15 protein-coding genes and 1 pseudogene are annotated in these 19,441 nt (G+C 64.4%); 11 read left to right on the top strand and 5 right to left on the bottom strand.

All coding sequences use genetic code 11. The annotated features are described in order from the left end of the window. Positions 1-72 precede the first annotated feature (72 nt). The 4 genes from CWO91_RS03390 (at position 73) to CWO91_RS03370 (ending at position 4,434) form a co-directional block, all read left to right on the top strand. Positions 73-876, top strand: a complete 804-nt coding sequence (locus CWO91_RS03390; protein WP_130212235.1) for an ABC transporter ATP-binding protein — start codon at positions 73-75, stop codon at positions 874-876. A gap of 142 nt (positions 877-1,018) precedes the next feature. Next, positions 1,019-1,834 carry an ABC transporter permease gene (locus tag CWO91_RS03385; protein WP_130212234.1) on the top strand — a complete coding sequence of 272 codons (816 nt, stop codon included), beginning with the start codon at positions 1,019-1,021 and terminating at the stop codon, positions 1,832-1,834. Between the two features lie 121 nt (positions 1,835-1,955). Further along, on the top strand, positions 1,956-3,284 hold the full coding sequence (locus CWO91_RS03380) for a polyhydroxyalkanoate depolymerase (RefSeq protein WP_130212233.1): 1,329 nt from the start codon (positions 1,956-1,958) through the stop codon (positions 3,282-3,284). A gap of 310 nt (positions 3,285-3,594) precedes the next feature. After that, on the top strand, positions 3,595-4,434 hold the full coding sequence (locus CWO91_RS03370; RefSeq protein ID WP_130212231.1) for a M48 family metallopeptidase: 840 nt from the start codon (positions 3,595-3,597) through the stop codon (positions 4,432-4,434). Between the two features lie 364 nt (positions 4,435-4,798). On the opposite strand, the gene CWO91_RS03365 is transcribed toward CWO91_RS03370, so the two are convergent. Continuing rightward, on the bottom strand, positions 4,799-7,009 hold the full coding sequence (locus tag CWO91_RS03365; RefSeq protein ID WP_130212230.1) for a transglycosylase domain-containing protein: 2,211 nt from the start codon (positions 7,007-7,009) through the stop codon (positions 4,799-4,801). Positions 7,010-7,177: 168 nt separating this feature from the next. Between CWO91_RS03365 and CWO91_RS03360 the strand changes: the two genes are divergently transcribed. Beyond that, complete coding sequence (locus CWO91_RS03360) at positions 7,178-7,603, top strand: DUF1330 domain-containing protein (protein WP_128947902.1); 426 nt, start codon at positions 7,178-7,180, stop codon at positions 7,601-7,603. A 126-nt stretch (positions 7,604-7,729) separates the two neighbouring features. Here CWO91_RS03360 and CWO91_RS03355 read toward each other — a convergent pair whose 3' ends face one another. Together CWO91_RS03355 and CWO91_RS03350 are read right to left on the bottom strand one after the other, a co-directional pair. Continuing rightward, positions 7,730-8,956, bottom strand: coding sequence for an ABC transporter substrate-binding protein (locus CWO91_RS03355; RefSeq protein ID WP_130212229.1), 1,227 nt, complete (start codon positions 8,954-8,956; stop codon positions 7,730-7,732). Between the two features lie 147 nt (positions 8,957-9,103). Beyond that, complete coding sequence (locus tag CWO91_RS03350) at positions 9,104-9,460, bottom strand: DUF1304 domain-containing protein (RefSeq protein WP_208752979.1); 357 nt, start codon at positions 9,458-9,460, stop codon at positions 9,104-9,106. Between the two features lie 99 nt (positions 9,461-9,559). On the opposite strand from CWO91_RS03350, the gene CWO91_RS03345 reads away from it, so the two are divergent. Continuing rightward, positions 9,560-10,090 carry a methylated-DNA--[protein]-cysteine S-methyltransferase gene (locus CWO91_RS03345; protein ID WP_130212294.1) on the top strand — a complete coding sequence of 177 codons (531 nt, stop codon included), beginning with the start codon at positions 9,560-9,562 and terminating at the stop codon, positions 10,088-10,090. 142 nt (positions 10,091-10,232) lie between these two features. On the opposite strand, the gene CWO91_RS03340 is transcribed toward CWO91_RS03345, so the two are convergent. Continuing rightward, on the bottom strand, positions 10,233-13,022 hold the full coding sequence (locus CWO91_RS03340) for a [protein-PII] uridylyltransferase (protein WP_130212228.1): 2,790 nt from the start codon (positions 13,020-13,022) through the stop codon (positions 10,233-10,235). Between the two features lie 187 nt (positions 13,023-13,209). Between CWO91_RS03340 and CWO91_RS03335 the strand changes: the two genes are divergently transcribed. From CWO91_RS03335 to CWO91_RS03315, 5 genes are all read left to right on the top strand, one after another. Beyond that, positions 13,210-14,181: an aliphatic sulfonate ABC transporter substrate-binding protein gene (locus CWO91_RS03335; protein WP_130212227.1), complete on the top strand. Its 972-nt coding sequence runs from the start codon at positions 13,210-13,212 to the stop codon at positions 14,179-14,181. Positions 14,182-14,389: 208 nt separating this feature from the next. Beyond that, positions 14,390-15,229 carry an ABC transporter permease gene (locus CWO91_RS03330; RefSeq protein WP_130212226.1) on the top strand — a complete coding sequence of 280 codons (840 nt, stop codon included), beginning with the start codon at positions 14,390-14,392 and terminating at the stop codon, positions 15,227-15,229. A gap of 4 nt (positions 15,230-15,233) precedes the next feature. Next, positions 15,234-16,019, top strand: a complete 786-nt coding sequence (locus CWO91_RS03325; protein WP_130212225.1) for an ABC transporter ATP-binding protein — start codon at positions 15,234-15,236, stop codon at positions 16,017-16,019. 55 nt (positions 16,020-16,074) lie between these two features. Further along, complete coding sequence (locus tag CWO91_RS03320) at positions 16,075-16,584, top strand: OsmC family protein (RefSeq protein ID WP_165405207.1); 510 nt, start codon at positions 16,075-16,077, stop codon at positions 16,582-16,584. Positions 16,585-16,754: 170 nt separating this feature from the next. Continuing rightward, positions 16,755-17,555, top strand: coding sequence for a hypothetical protein (locus tag CWO91_RS03315; RefSeq protein ID WP_130212223.1), 801 nt, complete (start codon positions 16,755-16,757; stop codon positions 17,553-17,555). A 124-nt stretch (positions 17,556-17,679) separates the two neighbouring features. Here the strand turns inward: CWO91_RS03315 and mutS are convergent. Further along, positions 17,680-19,441, bottom strand: a pseudogene (gene mutS / locus CWO91_RS03310) (DNA mismatch repair protein MutS); the annotation flags it as partial.

The following is a 19,441-nucleotide window of genomic DNA, read 5'->3' as shown; positions in this document are numbered from 1 at the left end:
GCGCGGCTCACGGAACCACCCAGGAATTACAAGCCTTGCGCTATCCGCTGCAATAGCAGAAGAACGGCCAGCATGACCGAGAATGACAAGGCTTCAAGCTGGCCGACTGTCGCGGATCGCAGCGCACCCGCGGCGATTGCGGTCGATCATCTCGTCAAGGTCTACAAGCAGACCCGCGCCGTCGACGATATCTCCTTTTCGCTTCCGTGCGGCAGCATCACCGGGCTGCTCGGCGGCAACGGCGCCGGCAAAACCACGACCATCGCGATGATCATGGGCCTGGTGCTGCCGACCTCCGGCCGTGTGCAGGTGCTCGGGCATCGCATGCCCGAGGAGAGCGCGTCCGTGCTGGGGCGGATGAATTTCGAGAGTCCCTATGTCGACATGCCGATGCGGCTCACGGTGCGGCAGAACCTCACCGTGTTCGGCAAGCTCTACGCGGTGAAGAACCTCGCTGACCGCATCGCCGGGCTCGCCAATGATCTCGACCTCGGCGATTTCATCGACCGCGCCAACGGCAAGCTCTCCGCCGGGCAGAAGACCCGTGTTGCGCTCGCGAAGGCGCTGATCAATCAGCCCGAGCTGCTCTTGCTGGACGAGCCGACCGCCTCGCTCGATCCTGATACCGCCGATTGGGTGCGGGCGCATCTGGAGCGCTATCGCAAGCAGCACAACGCCACCATCCTCCTGGCGTCGCACAACATGCTCGAGGTCGAGCGGCTCTGCGACCGCATCATCATCATGAAGCGCGGCCGCATCGAGGACGACGACACGCCGGAGGCCATCATGGCGCGCTACAACCGCACCACGCTGGAGGAGGTGTTTTTGGACGTCGCGCGCGGCCGCGTGAACGGCGCAAAGGAGGCGGCACGATGAGCGGGTCCATCCGGGCTAGGGCGCTTCTTTCGTCATTGCGAGCGAAGCGAAGCAATCCAGAATCGTCCCGCGGGAGGGACTCTGGATTGCTTCGTCGCATCAGCGCAAAATTGCTACGCAATTTTGTCGCGAGCTCCTCGCAATGACGCTGTCCCTCCATCGCGGCATCTCCGTCCATCGCATCAGCGCGATGATCCTGCGCTATTGGTATCTCTTGATGTCGTCCTGGCCGCGGCTGCTCGAGCTCTTGTACTGGCCGGCGCTGCAAGTCATCACCTGGGGCTTTCTCCAGCTCTACATCGCCGAAAATGCCAATTTCTTCGCGCGCGCCGGCGGCACGCTGATCGGCGCCGTCATCCTCTGGGACATCCTGTTCCGCGGGCAGCTCGGCTTCTCCATCTCGTTCCTGGAGGAGATGTGGGCGCGCAACATCGGCAATCTCATGATGAGCCCGCTCAAGCCGATCGAGTTTCTGCTGTCGCTGATGGTCATGAGCCTGATCCGGCTCGCGATCGGCATCATCCCGATGACCCTGCTCGCGCTGTTCCTGTTTCACTTCAATGTCTATGCCCTCGGCCTGCCGCTGATCGCCTTCTTCTGCAATTTGATCTTCACGAGTTGGTCAGTCGGCATCTTCGTCTCGGGCCTGGTGCTGCGAAACGGCCTCGGCGCCGAGAGCATCGTCTGGACCTTGATGTTCGCCATCCTGCCGCTGGCCTGCGTCTACTATCCCGTCAGTGTGCTGCCGGTCTGGCTGCAATACGTCGCCTGGGCGTTACCGCCGACCTATGCTTTCGAGGGCATGCGCGCACTCCTGATCGAGCAAACCTTTAGGACCGATCTGATGCTGGAGGCATTGGCCATCAACGCGGTACTACTGGTTGCATCTTTTGGGGCATTCCTTGCCCTGTTGAGAAGCGCCAGGAAGCACGGCTCTCTGCTCTCGGCTGGCGAATAACGTCACTTTCCCGTGGATTCAGGTTGGTTTGGGCTTTCCCGCCACGTAGATGTACGGAACCATGCATTGACGCAATATTGCGCATTCGGCAGTATGCTGCGATGCGAAGAGGAATATAGCGATGCCTATTGGTGAGTTTGGCGGCGCGCCGCCCCTGGCGGCTGAAGGCAGTCCCGGCCTGACGACGCCGATGTATTGGATGTACGAGATGGCGCATGCCTCTCTCAATCCGGCGCGTGCGGTCACGGACGCGACCAGGCTCCTGTTTCAGAATCCCCTCAATCCCTGGGCGCGCACTGAGGTCGGCAAGTCGGTCGCGGCGGCCTGCGAATTGTTCGAGCGCACCACGCGCCGCTACGGCAAGCCGGAATGGGGCCTCAACGACACCGAGGTCAACGGCATCCGCGTCCCCGTCGAGATCCGCTCGGTCTGGGAAAAGCCGTTCTGCAACCTGCTCTACTTCGATCGCAAGTTCGCTCGCCCCTTGCGCAGCCCGCAGCCGCGCGTGCTGATCGTGGCGCCGATGTCCGGCCATTATGCCACGCTGCTGCGCGGCACGGTGGAAGCCTTCCTGCCCGCGCATGAGGTCTACATCACCGATTGGGCCGATGCCCGCATGGTGCCGCTCAGCGAGGGCCGCTTCGATCTCGACGATTACATCGACTATGTCATCGAGATGCTGCACGTCCTCGGCGGCAACACCCATGTCATGGCGGTGTGCCAGCCCTCCGTGCCCGTTGTCGCCGCCGTCTCGATCATGGAAGCGCGGCGCGATCCCTTCGTGCCGACCTCGATGACGCTGATGGGCGGGCCGATCGATACCCGCCGCAATCCGACCGCGGTGAACAACCTCGCTCAGGAGCGCGGCATCGACTGGTTCCGCAACCATGTCATCACCAAGGTGCCGTTCCCGCATCCGGGCATGATGCGCGACGTCTATCCGGGATTCCTGCAGCTCAACGGCTTCATCAGCATGAATCTCGACCGGCATATGAACGCCCACAAGCAGCTCTTCGCCAATCTGGTGAAGGGCGACGGCGATCTCGTCGACAAGCATCGCGAGTTCTACGATGAATATCTCGCGGTGATGGACCTTCCCGCCGAGTATTATCTGCAAACCGTCGACACCGTGTTCGTGAAGCACGCGCTGCCCAAGGGCGAGATGACCCATCGTGGAACACGCGTCGATCCCTCCAAGATCACGCGCGTGGCGTTGATGACGGTCGAAGGCGAGAAGGACGACATCTCCGGTCTCGGTCAGACCGAAGCAACGCACACATTGTGCAGCTCGATTCCCGATCATCGCCGCGTTCATTACGTCCAGAAGGGCGTCGGACATTACGGCGTGTTCAACGGCTCGCGTTTCAAGTCGGAAATCGTGCCGCGGATTCATGATTTCATGGTCTCGGCGGCGAATCCGACCTCATTGCAGGCGCTCGCGGCCGAATAGAGCGTTTTCGAGCGAAGTGGCGACCGGTTCGCGTAAAGAAAACGCGTCAAGACAGGAAATAGAGCCGCTCCGATTTCATCGGAACGGCTCTAGTCGCGTATTTCGGCTTTCCCGTCGAAAATTCAGGCCCTATTGGAGGCTCTGACGGGGGTCACTTCCGTCCAGATTCGCGGTATTTAGGTAGCCTTATAGGAGTGAGTCGGCACTCACCCCTTGGGGGTGCCGCATGCGTCCAGCGGGGGCGAAAAAAGCGGGTTCCAACCCCAGTCTGTAGGGTCTCCCGGACGCTTGACCGCTGTATATTGGGCAAATGATTTGTTTTTGCGCCGAGCGCTTTCCATGGCGGCGGTTATGGCAGAATCCGGGCGCCCTCCTGCCCCCCGGACTGACAGACATGGCCACTCGCGCGCTCCTTTATCGGCGGCCCCACGAACCGAAGACCCTCGTCATCACCCACGGATCGCAGTTTTTCGCGATCCGGTTGCGCCGACACAGACGCGCGCGCCGCTACACGCTCAGAATTCATCCGAGTGACCGCGAAGCCATCCTCACCATGCCGCCGCGTGGCACGCTCGTCGAGGCCAAGGACTTCGCGCAGCGTCACGGTGCCTGGATCGCCGCACGTCTCGGCCGCTTGCCGAAGGCCGCTCCGTTCCAGTCGGGAACGGTGATACCGCTGCGCGGCGTTCCCCATCGCATCGTTCACCGCGCCGGTGAGCGTGGCACGGTGTGGACCGAGATGCGCGACAGCGGTGAACGCATTCTCTGCGTCGCTGGCGGCTTCGACTATATCGACCGCCGCGTCAGCGATTTCCTCAAGCGCGAGGCGCGCCGTGACCTTCAGCGCTCGGCGGAGGCCTACGCGTCCGAGCTCGGCGTCAGGGTCAAGCGGCTCTCGATCCGCGATCAGTCCAGCCGCTGGGGCTCCTGCACCTCGGCCGGCTCGCTGTCGTTCTCCTGGCGCCTGATCCTCGCGCCGCCCTTCGTGCTCGACTACCTCGCCGCCCACGAGGTCGCCCATCTCGTCGAGATGAACCACTCGGCACGGTTCTGGCGCGTCTGCGGAAAAGTCTGCCCGTCGATGGAACGCGCCAAGAAGTGGCTCGATACGTACGGCAATGACCTGCATCGGTATGGGGCCGAGGATTAGGCTTCGCTGCTGCGGTCTTGGAAGGTGTCATCGCCCGCGAAAGCGGGCGATCCAGTATTCCAGAGGCCGTCGTAATTGAATCGAGAGGCCGCGGCGTACTGGATTCCCCGCCGGAGCCTGTCATCGGGCTCGCCGAAGGCGAGACCCGGTGGCGGGGAATGACAGCGGAGAGCGAGGTAGCATCTTGCGCGTTTCGTGCGATTGTTGCCCAACCCCGCGAGGATTGCGCCGCGGGTCTGATTTGCCTCGTCACATCAAACGCTTCTTACAATCCACCCAGCGTCACGCCGGACGTCGCGTTCTACTGTGCATGGGGTTGTTTTCGCAGTTTTTGTTTTGAGGCCCCGTGGCCCTCACCCCGAACCTATCGATTCCCGCCGAACAGTCGGTCCATCAGCCAGCCATCGAGCCCTGCCGCCGCCTCGGGGCGCACATTGGCGCGCGTGGGAGGCGGCGGGCGATAGCCGCCTGCGTTCGCGGGTGCCGGTGCCGCCGGCGCGGGCGGCGAGATCTGCGAGGCCGCCTGCGCGAGGTTCGACAGGCCCCAGCTGGCTTGTGAATTCGGCAAGGCGGCCACCGGCACGCCCTCGTGCGCCGTGCGCATGAAGCGCGTCCAGACTTCGACCGGCAGGCCGCCGCCAGTCGCCTTCTTGGTTGGCGAGTTGTCGTCATTGCCGAGCCAGACGCCGGTGACGAGGTTGGCGGTGTAGCCGATGAACCAGGCGTCGCGGTAATCCTGGCTGGTGCCGGTCTTGCCGGCCGCGGGCCAGCCGGGGATCTCGGCCTTCTTGGCGGTGCCGTTGATCAAGGTTTCCCGCATCATCGAGTTCATCATGCCGACATAGCGGGGGTCGATCACCTGGTTGCGCTCGTCCGGCTGGCGCATGTAGAGCAGCTTGCCGCCCAGCGTCTTGATTCGCGTCACGACATGCGGCGCCACCGCCAAGCCGCCATTGGCGAAGGGGGCATAGGCGCCGACCAGCTCGACGACGGAGACTTCGGACGTGCCGAGCGCGATCGAGGCGTTGGGCTCGAGTTTCGAGGTGATGCCGAGCCGGTGCGCGGTACGCACCACGTTCTTCGGCCCGACCTCGAGGCCGAGGCGGATCGCGACCGTATTGAGCGACATCGCCAGCGCCTGCGTCAGCGTCACCGCGCCGAAATATTCGTGGGTGTAGTTCTCGGGTCGCCAGCCCTTGACCTCGATCGGCGCGTCCTGGCGGACGGTATCCGGTGTCAGCCCCTGCTCGAGCGCAGTGAGATACACGAATGGTTTGAACGAGGAGCCCGGCTGGCGCTTAGCCGTGACCGCGCGGTTGTACTGGCTCTCGGAATAGTTCCGCCCGCCGACCATGGCGCGCACAGCGCCGTCGGGCGTCATCGCCACCAGCGCGCCCTGGCTGACGTTGAACTTGACGCTCTTGGCCGCGAGCTCGTCGATGATGGCGGCTTCCGCCACGCTCTGGAGTTTTGGATCGATCGTGGTTTCGACCTTGATGCTCTCGTCGATCTGGCCGACCAGGTCGTCCAGCACCTCGCCGATCCAGTCGGCGACGTAGTTGACCGTGCCGGCGCCGACCGGCTTCACATTGTAGGAGGGATGGCCGATGGAGGCCTTGGCCTGCGCGTCGGTGATGAACTTCGCATCCGCCATCGCCGCGAGCACGATTTGCGCGCGTGCTTCCGCGCCTTCCGGATTGCGGTTCGGTGCGAGGCGCGAGGGCGATTTGACGAGGCCCGCCAGCATGGCGGCTTCGGCAATCGTGACGCTCTTGGCCGACTTGCCGAAATACTTCTGCGCCGCGGCCTCGACGCCATAGGCGCCGGAGCCGAAATAGACGCGGTTCAGGTAGAGCTCCAAAATCTCGTTCTTGGAATGCTTGCGCTCCAGCCAGATCGCGAGCTCCGCCTCCTGCAGCTTGCGCTGCATGGTGCGCTCCTGGGTCAGGAACAGGTTTTTGGCGAGCTGCTGCGTCAGCGTCGAGCCGCCCTGCGAGACACCGCGATGGAGCACGTTGGTGACGAGGGCGCGCAGGATGCCGACCGGGTCGATGCCGAGATGCGAATAGAAGCGGCGGTCCTCGATGGCGATGAACGCCTTGGGCAGATAGGGCGGCAGGTCGTTCAGCGCGATATTGGCGCCGGCCATCTCGCCGCGCTGCGCCAGCATGCTGCCGTCGATGCCGACGATCTGGATCGTCGGCGGGCGCTTGGGGATCTCCAGCGACTGGATCGGCGGCAGATGCGCGCCGACATAGACCACGACGCCGATCACGGCGATGACGCCCCACAGGCCGAGCACTGCGCCCCAATAGACCAGGCGGCCGAGGCTGAAGCCTCCGCGCGATTTCGACCGGCGCTTGGCGCCGCTGCGGCCAGCCGAGGCCTTGCGTTCGCGCGGCGGCTCCTCGCCGGCATCGTCGCTCTTGCGTTTGGCGGATGATTTCGCTGATTTCCTGGGCTTGTCCTCGCCGCCGGGAACGCGATCCGCCGCGGTCAGGCGCAAATCGGAGAGCGCCGCGGGCAAGCCGAACAGCGGCTCCTTTCGCCCACCTTTTTTCTTTCCCCACGCCATACGCCAAACGCCCGGTCAACCCGCCCCGCCGCACGCTAGCGGTCGCTGTTTAAGGCCCGGTTACACAAAGCTTAACGCGCGATTAGGAGGTGCGGCATTCGCCGGCCGCAGTTCCGCTTCTGGGCCGGCGAAGCTAGGATCGCAGGCATCAAGAAAGAGGGAACTCGCATGGGCCATATCGATCCGACCAAGGAGATCTTCGCGCAATTCCGGGACAACGACCGCCCGGGTCCGATCCACATGCTCAACCTGGTGCGCTTGCGCAAGGAAGCGGCCTACCCGGACGGCCGCAAGGCCAGCGGCGCGGAAGCCTACGCGGCCTATGGCCGCGAGAGCGGCCCGGTGTTCGAGCGCCTCGGCGGCCGCATCGTCTGGCAGGGCAGGTTCGAGCTGATGCTGATCGGTCCGCAGGACGAGCGCTGGGACCATTGCTTCATCGCCGAATACCCGAGCGTTGCTGCCTTCGTCGAGATGATCCGCGATCCCGTCTATCGCGAAGCGGTGAAGCATCGCCAGGCGGCGGTGGAGGATTCGCGTCTGATTCGGCATGCAGTGCTGCCGGTGGGGAAGAACTTTGGGGAGATACCAACGTAGTAGTTCGTAGGGAGCGCAGCGGCTGCGCGAAGCGCAGTCCGCTGGGCGTAACCCACCTGTTCGCTTTCCCGTGTATCGGCAGAAGTGGTGGGTTACGCCTTCGGCTAACCCACCCTACGATGTCGCCTAGCCCGACGGCCCCGTGTCTTCGATGACCGGCCCGAACAGCTCCCAGCGTTCGCCGTTGAACTTCATCATCTGCATCTGCTTGTTGACGCGATAGTCGTTCGGGCCCGTGGTGATCTTGATGCCGGGCAGCGCCAGGCTCGGCGTATAGCCCTTGATGCCGGCGACTTGCTTCATGACGTTCTCACGCGTCAGGTTGTCGCCGCATTGCTTCAGCACTTGCACCAGCAGCTCGGCCACCGAATAGGCGTAGGTGTTGACGGTGTTGAGCTTGTCGCCTTCGGGGAAGTACTTGTCCATGAAGGCGAAGAAAGCCTTCACGCCAGCGTCGTCCTTCCACTGGGGATCGCCGGGGTCCTTGCCGTAATTGGTCGAGATGATGCCCTTGGAGATGTCGAGGCCTGCGGGCTTCAACGTCGCCGACACCGGGCTCGCATTGATGTCGAGGATATGCACCGGGGACCAGCCGAGGTCGGCGAGCTTCTTGATCGCTTGGGCCGCGAATTTCGGCGTCGACGCGTCGTAGAACAGGTCGACGCCCATCGATTTCAGCTTGACCACCTGCGAGTCGACGGTCGGGTCGGTGACCTCATAGGAGACCTCGCCGACGATCATGCTGGCGGCCTTGTCGCCGAGACCGCTCTTGAGGCCCGCGAGATAGTCGCGGCCCATGTCGTCGTTCTGGTAGAGCACGCCGATCTTGGCGTTGGGATGATTGGCGAGAATGTATTTTGCGTAGATACGCCCCTCGGACACGTAGTTGGGATTATAGGCGATGGTCCAGGGATAGTTCTGCGGGTCGTTGAACCGCGCCGCGCCGGTCGAGGCGAGGAGCTGCGGGATCTTCTTGCCGTTGAGATATTTCTGCACGGCGGCGTTCGCAGCGGTGCCGATCAGCTGGAAAGTGAATAGCACCTCGTCGCCTTCGACCAGCTTGCGCACCTGCTCGACGGTCTTCGGTGGCGAATAGGCGTCGTCATACTGGATCAAATTGATCTTGCGACCGTTGATGCCGCCCTGATCGTTGATCATCTTGAAATAGGCGGCCTGGGTCTTGCCGATATTGGCATAGACGGAATAGGCGCCGGAGAACGGGACGGTCTGGCCGATCTTGATCTCGGTGTCGCTCGCGCCGGTGTCGTATTTCTTCTGGGCGAGGGCTTGGCTCGCGGAGAACGCGAAGGCGAGCGCCGCCGTGGCAGCTAGGAAAGCTCTGCGATTGGTCATATTGGGTCGTTCCTCCTGACGGAATTTTCGATCGATGGTCTTTGTCCGTTGATTGCAACGGTCGCCATCGCTGCCGAAGATTGTGGAGGAACGTTCGCCGCCGCGCAAGGATCACGGCGCTGCGCCGTAGCGTCTCAGGCCAAAAGCTTAAGCCAGGAACAATGCCACCAGCGCAATCGCCGCCGGCAGCGCCTGCACCATCAGGATGCGTGTGCTGACGGTCGCGGCGCCATAAGCGCCGGCAACGATCACGCAAAGCAGGAAGAACGCCTTGATCTGGAACGCGAAGGCGGGATTGCCATGGGCGAGACCCCAGATCAGGCCGGCGGCGAGGAAGCCGTTATAGAGGCCCTGATTGGCGGCCAGCACCTTCGTGATCTCGGCCTTGTCAGGCGTGTTGCGAAACACCTTCAAGCCCAGCGGCTTGTCCCAGAGAAACATCTCCAGGATCAGGAAGAAGACATGCAGGATGGCGGCCAGCACCACCAGAAGATTGGCGATCAAAATCAAGTTGAGCTCCCCCAAAGCGTCAGCTTTCGGGTGGACGTTAGCACGGCCGGCGTGGCAAGTGCGACGGACGTGTTTCGATGCAACGGTGCCGCAATGCCCGCTCGGTCAACCAAAATGCCTGAACGCTTCGGTCTCGATCGCCTGACGACGCCGATCGGCATCGCGCTGCTCGTCACCGACGCCGAGGGCGTGTTGCGCGCGCTCGATTGGGAAGACTACGAGCACCGCATGCGCGAGCTGTTGCGGCTGCATTATGGTGCGGTGGACCTCCGCGATCAGCCTGCACCGACGCAGATGCGGACCGCGCTGTCGGGCTATTTTGAAGGCGATCTCGGCCAGCTCTCGGCCATCGCATGGCGCATCGCCGGCACGTCGTTCCAGCAAAAGGTCTGGACCGCACTCGCGCAAATCCCCAGTGGGACCACGATGAGCTACGGCGCGCTTGCCGCAAAGATCGGCATGCCCAAAGCCATTCGGGCTGTCGGCCACGCCAACGGCTCCAATCCGATCAGCGTGGTGCTGCCCTGCCACCGCCTGATCGGTGCCGATGGTTCACTGGTGAAGTACGGCGGTGGCCTCGAGCGCAAGCGCTGGCTGCTGCGGCATGAGGGGGTGGAGGTTTAGTACTCCGCCGTCATTCCGGGGTGCCGCGGAGCGGCGAGCTATGGTGCGCAATTGCGCACCTGAGAATCTATCGCGCCACCGACTCTGCCGATGAATGGATTCCGGGCTCGCGCTACGCGCGCCCCGGAATGACGGACGAGGGTCACGCCGCCGGCTGCACCGCCTTGTCGCCGGCCATCACATGGGTCAGCGCGCTCTTGATGGCGGCCTGCCGCGTCGGCGCGTTGATCTGCGCGCCCAGGAGGTCGGTGACATAGAACACGTCGCGCGCGCGCTCGCCGAAGGTCGCGACATGGGCCGAGGCGATGTTGAGGTTGAGCTTCGAGATCGCGGTGGTCAGCTCGTAGAGCAGGCCGGGCCGGTCGAGGCCGGAGACCTCGATCACGGTGTAACGGTCCGACCACTGGTTGTTGATGGTCACTTCCGGCTCGATCACGAAAGGCTTCGCCTTGCTGCGCACGGTGCGCCGCGCCACCACTTCCGGCAGGCGCAGCTTGCCTTCCAGCACGTCCTCGATCATCTCGCCAATCCGCGTGGCGCGCCTTCCCTCGTCCTCGTCGCGGTCGTATTCCCGGGAGATCGAGATCGTGTCGAGCGCGCGGCCGTCAGTCGTGGTGTAGATCTGGGCGTCGACGATGTTGGCGCCGGCCGAGGCGCAGGCGCCCGCGATGATCGAGAGCAGCCAGGGGTGGTCGGCCGCGAAGATCGTGAGCTCGGTGACACCGCGCACCTCGTCGAAGCCGACATTGATCGCGAGCTTGTGGCCGGCCTGCTCGCTGGAGCGGACGAAGCGGGCATGGCGGATCTTGCGCGGCAGCTCGACCTTGAGCCAATAGGCCGGATAGTGCCGGCCGATATAGGCATCGAGCTCGTCCTCCGGCCATTCGGCGTAGGCCATACGGAATTCTGCGTAGGCGGCGGCGAGGCGCTTGCCGCGATCGACCTCCGAGAAGCCGCCGGTCAGCACCGGCTCGGTCTCGTAATAGAGCGAGCGCAGCAGCTGCGCCTTCCAGCCGTTCCACACGCCCGGGCCGACGCCGCGGATGTCGGCGGTGGTAAGGATCGTCAGCAGCTTCATCTGCTCGACCGACTGCACCACGGCAGCGAAGTTCTCGATCGTTTTACGATCTGACAAGTCGCGCGACTGTGCGACCGTCGACATCGTCAGGTGTTCTTCGATCAGCCAGGCCACCAGCTCGGTATCCGCCGGACTGAAGCCGAGCCGCGGGCACAGCCGCCGCGCCACCTTGGCGCCGGCGATGGAGTGATCCTCGGGCCGGCCCTTGGCGACATCGTGCAGCAGCGTCGCGATGTAGATCACCGCGCGGTGCTCGGGCCTCGTCTTGCGCATGAGGTCGCTCGCAAGCGTGAACTCCTCGATGCCGCCACGCTCGATGTCCTGGAGGAAGCCGATGCAGCGGATCAGATGCTCGTCCACGGTGTAGTGATGATACATGTTGAACTGCATCATCGAGACGATCTTGCCGAAGGCGCGGATGAATTGCCCGAGCACGCCGGTCTCGTTCATCCGCCGCAGCACGGTCTCGGCGTCGTTGGAGGTCAGGATCTCCATGAACAGCCGGTTGGCTTCGGGATTCTCGCGAAGCTGCCCGTTGACCAGACCGAGCGAGCGCGTCACGTCGCGCATCGCATCCGGATGAAAGGCAAGGTTGTTCTTCTGCGCCAGGCGGAAGATGCGGATCAGATTGACCGGATCGTGCTTGAAGACGTCGGGCGCGGCGACGTTGATGCGGTTGTTGTCGACGATGAAGTCGTCGCTATCGGGGACGCGCCGCTTCACGGTGCTGGGCCGCAGCCGCGCCATCATCCGGCTCAGCACCGGCGCCGGCTTGGCCTGCTGGTCCTCAAGCTTGGCGCAGAGGATGGCGGTGAGGTTTCCGACTTCCTTAGCGACCAGGAAGTAATGCTTCATGAAGCGCTCGACGTCCTGCATGCCGGGATGCGAGGTGTAGCCGAGCCGGACCGCGATCTCGCGCTGCAGATCGAAGGAGAGGCGCTCTTCGGCGCGATTGCAGTAGAAATGCAGATTGCAGCGCACCGACCAGAGGAAATCGGCGCAGCGGCGGAAGCTGCGATATTCCTGCGCGTCGAACACGCCGCGCTCGACCAGCTCGTCGGTGTCGCGGACCCGATAGACGTACTTTGCGATCCAGAACAGCGTGTGCAGGTCGCGCAGGGCGCCCTTGCCGTCCTTGACGTTGGGTTCGACCAGATAGCGCGACTGGCCGCCGCGGCGATGCCGCTCCTCGCGCTCGGCGAGTTTTGCGGTGACGAATTCGGACGCAGTGCCCTGCACCACCTCCTTGTCGAAGCGCTCGACCAATTCGTCATAGAGCGGCTTGTCACCGGTCAGGAAGCGCGTCTCCAGGATCGCGGTGCGGATCGTCATGTCGCCGCGCGCCTGACGGATCGATTCGTCGACCGAGCGGGTGGCGTGGCCGACCTTCAGCCCCATGTCCCAGAGGCAGTAGAGGATGGCTTCGGCGACCTGCTCGCCCCAGGCGGTCTGCTTGTAGGGCAGAATGAACAAGAGATCGATGTCGGATTCCGGCGCCATCAGGCCGCGGCCATAGCCGCCGGTCGCCACCACCGCCATACGCTCGGCGCCGCTCGGGATCGGCGAGCGGTAGAGATGCCGCGTTGCCGCTGAATAGAGGATGCGGATGATCTCGTCCTGCACATGGCACAGCCGCTCGGCGCAGCGCCTTCCGTGGCGGTCCTTCAAAAGGATCGCCTGTGCCGCGGCGCGCGAGGCGATCAGTTCAGCCTTGAGCAATTGCGCCATGGCCGTGCGGAACGTGTCCTCGCGGCCCTCGTGCTTTTCGGCGAGCGCATCGACCGCGGCGGTGATCCGCGCGGTGTCGAAGCGGTCATCCGTCTCTGGCTTCTGCTCAATCGCGACGCTGTCCATATCTCACCGGATATAAGAGGCGGCAGGCGCTGTCACCCGCCATTCTCTGGCAATAGCCGTTCCATGCCGGAAAGCTGCGGCTTTGGGCAAATCTGTTCTCGGGCCGCACGCTCGCAAGGGACGGATTTTCTCGTTGACCTCTAGACATAACTCCTTGAAAAACAATGAAATTTTTGAGGAGCTGGGCATGACCGGGATTACACGACGCATTCTGTTGGCGGGAGCCGTCGCGCTCGCAATGAGCCCAGTGGCGCGGGCGGCGGATCCGCTCAAGGAGATCCGCATCGACTGGGCGACCTACAATCCGGTGTCGATGCTCCTGAAGCAGAAGGGCCTGCTGGAGAAGGAGTTTGCCAAGGACGGCATCACCATCACCTGGGTGCAGTCGGCCGGCTCCAACAAGGCGCTCGAATTCCTCAACGCCGGCTCGATCGATTTCGGCTCGACCGCGGGCTCGGCGGCGCTGGTCGCCCGCATCAACGGCAATCCGATCAAGGCGATCTACGTTTATTCGCGTCCCGAATGGACGGCGCTGGTGACGTCAAAGGATTCCAAGATCGCCGGCGTTGCTGACCTCAAGGGCAAGCGTGTCGCGGTCACGCGCGGCACCGATCCGCACATCTTCCTGGTGCGCGCCCTGCTTGGCGCGGGTCTCACCGAAAAGGACATCACGCCGGTGCTGCTCCAGCATGCCGATGGCAAGACCGCGCTGATCCGCGGCGACGTCGATGCCTGGGCCGGCCTCGATCCGATGATGGCGCAGGCCGAGGTCGAGGAGGGCGCCAAGCTGTTCTATCGCAAGGCCGACGCCAACACCTGGGGCATCCTCAATGTGCGCGAGCAGTTTTTGAAGGACTATCCGGACGCCGCCCGCCGCGTGCTTGCGGTATACGAGGAAGCGCGAAAGTATTCGCTGGCGAATTACGGCGAGCTGAAGAAGACCTTCATCGCAGTCACAAAACTGCCGGAGGCCGTCGTCGACAAGCAGCTCAAGGAGCGCACCGAGCTCACCCACAGCCGCATCGGCGCGCCCCAGCGCGAGTCGATCCTCGCCGCCGGCCTCGCGCTCCAGCAGGCCGGCGTCGTCGACGCCAAGGTCGATGTGAAGGCGACGCTCGATACCCTGATCGACGACCAGGTCCCGCTGCCGACGAATTGATGTCGGCAAGCGCGCGGCAAACTCAGGTGTCGTCCCGGCGAAGGCCGGGACCCATACCCACTGAGAGTGGTTGTTGCGCGAAGGCGATAACTCCGAGTCCCCGTAACCATGCTGCCCTGTGGTTATGGGTCCCGGCCTTCGCCGGGACGACGGCTGAGAACATAGGCAACACTGTTACATTCCCCGACCAGACGCGCTTGCTAGCTCCATGATCTCCGACGCGCCAGTCCTGCAACAATCCTCGGCCGACAGCGTTGCCGCGCCTTCGCGCGTCGCACGTTATGCGCGGCCGATGCTGGGGCTGTTGTTGCCGCTGACGCTGGCGCTTGGCTGGGAGCTCGTGGTCTGGCTCGGCTGGTCCAACGGACGGCTGGTGCCGCCGCCCTCGCGCGTGTTTGCCACCATCACCGAGCTCGCCCGCTCGGGCGAGCTGGTCCGCCACATCACAGCGACGCTGTGGCGGGTCGGGCTCGGTTTTGCCTTCGGCGTCGTCGCAGGCACGCTGTTAGGTGCCATTTCCGGCTATTGGTCGCTGGCGCGCCGGCTGCTCGATCCGACCGTGCAGGCACTGCGCGCGATCCCTTCGCTCGCCTGGGTGCCGCTGTTCATTCTCTGGCTCGGCATCTTCGAGACATCGAAGATCGCGCTGATCGCGGTCGGCGTGTTCTTCCCGGTCTATCTCGGCGTGGTGGGCGCGATCCTTTCGGCCGATCGCAAGATCGTCGAGGTCGGTCGTACTTTCCGTCTCTCCGGGGTCGCCATGATCCGCCGCATCCTGTTGCCCGCGGTGCTGCCGGCCTATGTCGTCTCCTTGCGCGTCGGCCTTGGTCTGGGCTGGATGTTCGTGGTGGCCGCCGAGCTGATCGGCGCCTCCGAAGGCCTCGGCTATCTCCTGCTCGACGGCCAGCAGCTCGGCAAGCCCGCACAGATCCTCGCGGCCATCGTGATCTTCGCCATCCTCGGCAAGCTCACGGACTGGCTGATCGAGGTTGCCGCCGCGCCCTTCCTGCGCTGGCAGGACGCCTTCTCCCGCGCGAAGGGAGCTTGAGACGATGCTGGCGCTCGACCGGGTCAGCAAGACCTATCCCAATGGCGTGCAGGCGTTGGCGCGCTTCTCCGCCCAGATCCGCCAGGGCGAGATCATCGCCATCATCGGCGGTTCCGGCTGCGGCAAATCAACGTTGCTGCGCGCCATCGCCGGCCTCGATCGCGCCAGCTCCGGCACGGTGACGCTCGATGATGAGGCGATCAGTTCGCCGCACGCCAAAATCGGCATCATCTTCCAGGAGCCGCGGCTGTTGCCCTGGCTCGGCGTCGCCGACAATATCGGCTTCGGCCTTGCTGATCTGCCCGCAGCCGAGCGGCGCGAGAAGGTGGCGCGCGCGCTCGCGTGTGTCGGTCTTGCTGACAAGGCGCAGGCCTGGCCGCGCGAGCTCTCCGGCGGACAGGCACAGCGCGTCGCGATCGCACGCGCACTGGTGCCGCAGCCGGAGGTGCTCTTGCTCGATGAGCCCTTCTCCGCACTCGACGCCTTCACTCGCCGCGACCTTCAGGATCATCTGCTCGACCTCTGGGCCGACACGCGGCCGACCTTGATCCTCGTCACACATGACGTTGACGAGGCCGTGGTGCTGGCCGATCGCGTGCTGGTGATGCGGCCGCGGCCGGGCCGGCTGTTCGACCAGATCGAGATCAACCTCGGCCGGCCGCGCGACCGCAATTCGCCGCTGTTCGAGAACTTCAAGCGAAGTGTGCTGACGTCACTCGACCGTTCGCTCGACCGCAGCGTGCCCGACCGTGACGCAACCCAGGGTCCCGGTCAGGCCATGTGGTGGTGACAATTCGCCTTCAAGCCGGTACATCGAGGAGCAATCTTTCCGGGAGAAAACGAACATGGACGCTGCCCAATTGCGCCAGATGCAGGCCCCGATCAAGGAGCGCTACAAGACCGATCCCAAGGCTGCGCTGATCACGCTGAAGGCCAAGGGGTCAACGGACCGCGACGGCATCGCCTGCAAGGTCGAGACCGGCCGCGCCATCGCGATGGCCGGTCTGCATCCCGCCACCGGCGGCTCGGGCCTCGAGCTCTGCTCCGGCGACATGTTGCTGGAAGCGCTGGTCGCCTGTGCCGGCGTCACGCTGAAATCGGTTGCGACCGCGATCGAGTTGCCGCTTAGGACCGGCAATGTCTATGCCGAGGGCGATCTCGATTTCCGCGGCACGCTCGGCGTCGACAAGGAGACCCCGGTCGGCTTCGCCGAGATCCGCCTGCGCTTCGAGGTCGACACTGATGCGCCGCAAGACAAGCTCGATCTGTTGCTGAAACTCACCGAGCGCTATTGCGTGGTCTATCAGACCATCAAGAACGGCCCGAAGGTGTCCGTGTCGATGCAGCGGATGTAGCTGCCCACCTCTCCCATAGGGAGAGGTCGCGCTGAAAGCGCGGGTGAGGGGCTGCGCTCCATCGTGGGACTTAAAGCCCTCACCCGATTTGCTGCGCAAATCGACCTCTCCCTACGGGAGAGGTGAACGACCCCGCGGATAATTCGACTCAAAAAAACATCCCGCGTTAGATGTCCCCCGACCTCCACTTCATCTTCTTCCTTCTCCTGCGCATGGCGATCGCGGCGGCGTTCGTCGTGACGGCATCGATCATCACCGAACGCTCGGGACCGGTGATCGGCGCGCTGGTGGCAACGCTGCCGATCTCGGCGGGGCCTTCCTATGTATTCCTCGCGCTCGACCATGACGCCGCCTTCATCGCGCAAGGCGCGCTGTCGAGCCTTCCGGTGAACGCTGCGACGATCGTTCTTGGCCTCTGTTATGTCGTGCTGGCGCAGCGGAATAATTTGCTGGTGAGTGCCGGCAGCGCGATCGCCGTGTGGATCGTGCTGGCCTCCATCATCCGCCTGTTCGACTGGACCTTGACGGCCGGACTCGCCGTGAACCTGATTGCCTTCGGCATCTGCATTCCGCTACTGGCTAAGTATCGCCATGTGAAGATGCCGTTGGTCACGCGTCGCTGGTACGACATTCCGTTCCGCGCCGCGCTGGTGGCGACGCTGGTCGCGATCGTGGTCTCGACGTCGGGTTGGGTCGGCCCGCGTGTCTCCGGCGTCATCGCGCTCTATCCGATCGTCTTCACCAGCATGATGGTGATCCTGCATCCGCGCATCGGCGGCCCGCCGACCGCCGCGGTGCTTGCCAATTCTGCCTGGGGCCTGCTCGGGTTCGGTATGGCGATCGCAGTGATGCATCTCGGCGCCGCAAACTTCGGCTCCGCGATCGGCCTCAGCATGGGTTTCGCCACCTGCATCGTCTGGAATCTGACGCTGTGGTGGAACGGGCGAAGGAAGCGGCTGGCGGCGGCGTGAGCTTCGTACCTTCGTAGGGTGGGTAAGGGCGCGCATTTCGCGCCGTGCCCACCATCTGCCTGCGGATTCGCCGTTGCATGGTGGGCACGCTTCGCTTTGCCCACCCTACGGCACTACTGCACTATCACTGCTTCGGCAGCTTGGCCTTCAACGCATACAGCGCATCCAGCGCCTCGCGTGGCGACATCTCGTCGGGATGTAACGCCTTCACAGCTTCCATCAAAAGCTCCGCTTCGCTCGGCGGCGCGGCCTCCGCGGCGGCGCGCGAGGGCACGGCGAACAGCGGCAGATCGTCGGCGAGCGCGCGGGCGGTCTGGCCGCGATCCTGGGCCTCCAGCTTCGCCAGCACCGATTTGGCCCGCGTGATCACGGCTGGCGGCAGGCCGGCGAGTTTGGCGACCTGGATGCCGTAGGAGCGGTCGGCCGAGCCCGGCAGCACCTCGTGCAGGAACACGACGTTGCCCTGCCACTCCTTCACGCGCACGGTGGCGTTGAACATGCGCGGCAGCTTGGCCGAGAGCGCGGTCAGCTCGTGATAGTGCGTCGCGAACAGCGTGCGGCAGCGGTTGCTCTCGTGCAGATGCTCGATCGCGGCCCACGCGATCGAGAGGCCGTCGAAGGTCGCGGTGCCGCGGCCGATCTCGTCGAGGATCACGAGTGCGCGCTCGCCGGCCTGATTCAGGATCGCCGCGGTCTCGACCATCTCGACCATGAAGGTGGAGCGACCGCGGGCGAGATCGTCGGCGGCGCCGACGCGCGAGAACAGCCGATCGACGATGCCGATCCGCGCCCGCGTGGCCGGCACGAAGCTGCCGATCTGCGCCATCAGGGCAATCAGCGCGTTCTGGCGCAGGAAAGTCGATTTACCGGCCATGTTGGGACCGGTGAGCAGCCAGAGCTGGCCGGACTTCTGTCCGGGCGCCGGCGACAGATCGCACGCATTGGCGATGAACGGCTCGCCATTGCGCTTGAGCGCCTGCTCCACCACGGGATGGCGGCCGGCCTCGATGGCAAAGCCGAGCGAGGTGTCGACCTCGGGCCGCACATAGTTCTCGTCGACCGCCAGCTTGGCGAGGGACGTCGCGACATCGAGCAGCGCAAAGCCGTGCGCGGCGGCGCGCAAATCTTCACTGATCTCGAGCGCCTTGGCGGACAGTCGCTCGAAGATTTCGAGCTCGAGCCCGAGCGCGCGGTCGCCGGCATTGGCGATCTTGGCCTCGATTTCCCCGAGTTCGGAGGTCGTGAAGCGCACCTGGCCCGCCAGCGTCTGGCGATGAATGAAGGTCGCATTCAGCGGCGGCGACGTCAGCTTGTCGCCGTGCTGCGCGGTGACCTCGACGAAATAGCCGAGCACGTTGTTGTGCCGGATCTTCAGGGCCTTCACGCCGGTTTGGTCGGCGTAGCGGGCCTGCATCGAGGCCACCACCAGGCGCGAGGCATCGCGCAGATTGCGGGCTTCGTCGAGCGCGGGCTCGTAACCCTGGCGCACGAAGCCGCCATCGCGCTTGATCAGCGGCAGTTGCTCGTCGAGCGCGCTGGCAAACTCGGATGCGAGCGCACGCGACGGCTTTTGCAGCGCCGCCATCACCGCCACGATCTCCTGCGGCGGCTGGTCGAGTTCGGACAGCCGCGTCAGCACCTGGTCGGCCGCGATGATGCCGTCGCGGATGCCGGCGAGGTCGCGCGGTCCGCCGCGGCCGACCGAGAGACGGGCAAGCGCCCGCGACATGTCCGGCGCGCCGCGCAGGATGCTGCGGATGTCTTCGCGCGTGGCCGAGTCGACAACGAAGGTGCTGACGGCGTCGAGCCGCCGCGCGATCGCTGGCGCGTCGTCAGCGGCGCCGCCAGCCGCTGCGCCAGCAGGCGCGAGCCGGCCGAGGTCACCG

This window comes from Bradyrhizobium genosp. SA-3, assembly GCF_004212635.1.
Lineage (GTDB): Bacteria > Pseudomonadota > Alphaproteobacteria > Rhizobiales > Xanthobacteraceae > Bradyrhizobium.
Note: the sequence above shows the minus strand (reverse complement) of the source record. Positions and strands in the feature narration are given on the sequence as shown.

Excerpts from the sequence above, each read along its gene's own strand:
- CWO91_RS03390 (WP_130212235.1), top strand. The coding sequence starts at position 73 with ATGACCGAGAATGACAAGGCTTCAAGCTGGCCGACTGTCGCGGATCGC.
- CWO91_RS03385 (WP_130212234.1), top strand. The coding sequence starts at position 1,019 with ATGACGCTGTCCCTCCATCGCGGCATCTCCGTCCATCGCATCAGCGCG.
- CWO91_RS03380 (WP_130212233.1), top strand. The coding sequence starts at position 1,956 with ATGCCTATTGGTGAGTTTGGCGGCGCGCCGCCCCTGGCGGCTGAAGGC.
- CWO91_RS03370 (WP_130212231.1), top strand. The coding sequence starts at position 3,595 with ATGATTTGTTTTTGCGCCGAGCGCTTTCCATGGCGGCGGTTATGGCAG.
- CWO91_RS03365 (WP_130212230.1), bottom strand. The coding sequence starts at position 7,009 with ATGGCGTGGGGAAAGAAAAAAGGTGGGCGAAAGGAGCCGCTGTTCGGC.
- CWO91_RS03360 (WP_128947902.1), top strand. The coding sequence starts at position 7,178 with ATGGGCCATATCGATCCGACCAAGGAGATCTTCGCGCAATTCCGGGAC.
- CWO91_RS03355 (WP_130212229.1), bottom strand. The coding sequence starts at position 8,956 with ATGACCAATCGCAGAGCTTTCCTAGCTGCCACGGCGGCGCTCGCCTTC.
- CWO91_RS03345 (WP_130212294.1), top strand. The coding sequence starts at position 9,560 with ATGCCCGCTCGGTCAACCAAAATGCCTGAACGCTTCGGTCTCGATCGC.
- CWO91_RS03340 (WP_130212228.1), bottom strand. The coding sequence starts at position 13,022 with ATGGACAGCGTCGCGATTGAGCAGAAGCCAGAGACGGATGACCGCTTC.
- CWO91_RS03335 (WP_130212227.1), top strand. The coding sequence starts at position 13,210 with ATGACCGGGATTACACGACGCATTCTGTTGGCGGGAGCCGTCGCGCTC.
- CWO91_RS03330 (WP_130212226.1), top strand. The coding sequence starts at position 14,390 with ATGATCTCCGACGCGCCAGTCCTGCAACAATCCTCGGCCGACAGCGTT.
- CWO91_RS03325 (WP_130212225.1), top strand. The coding sequence starts at position 15,234 with ATGCTGGCGCTCGACCGGGTCAGCAAGACCTATCCCAATGGCGTGCAG.
- CWO91_RS03320 (WP_165405207.1), top strand. The coding sequence starts at position 16,075 with ATGGACGCTGCCCAATTGCGCCAGATGCAGGCCCCGATCAAGGAGCGC.
- CWO91_RS03315 (WP_130212223.1), top strand. The coding sequence starts at position 16,755 with ATGTCCCCCGACCTCCACTTCATCTTCTTCCTTCTCCTGCGCATGGCG.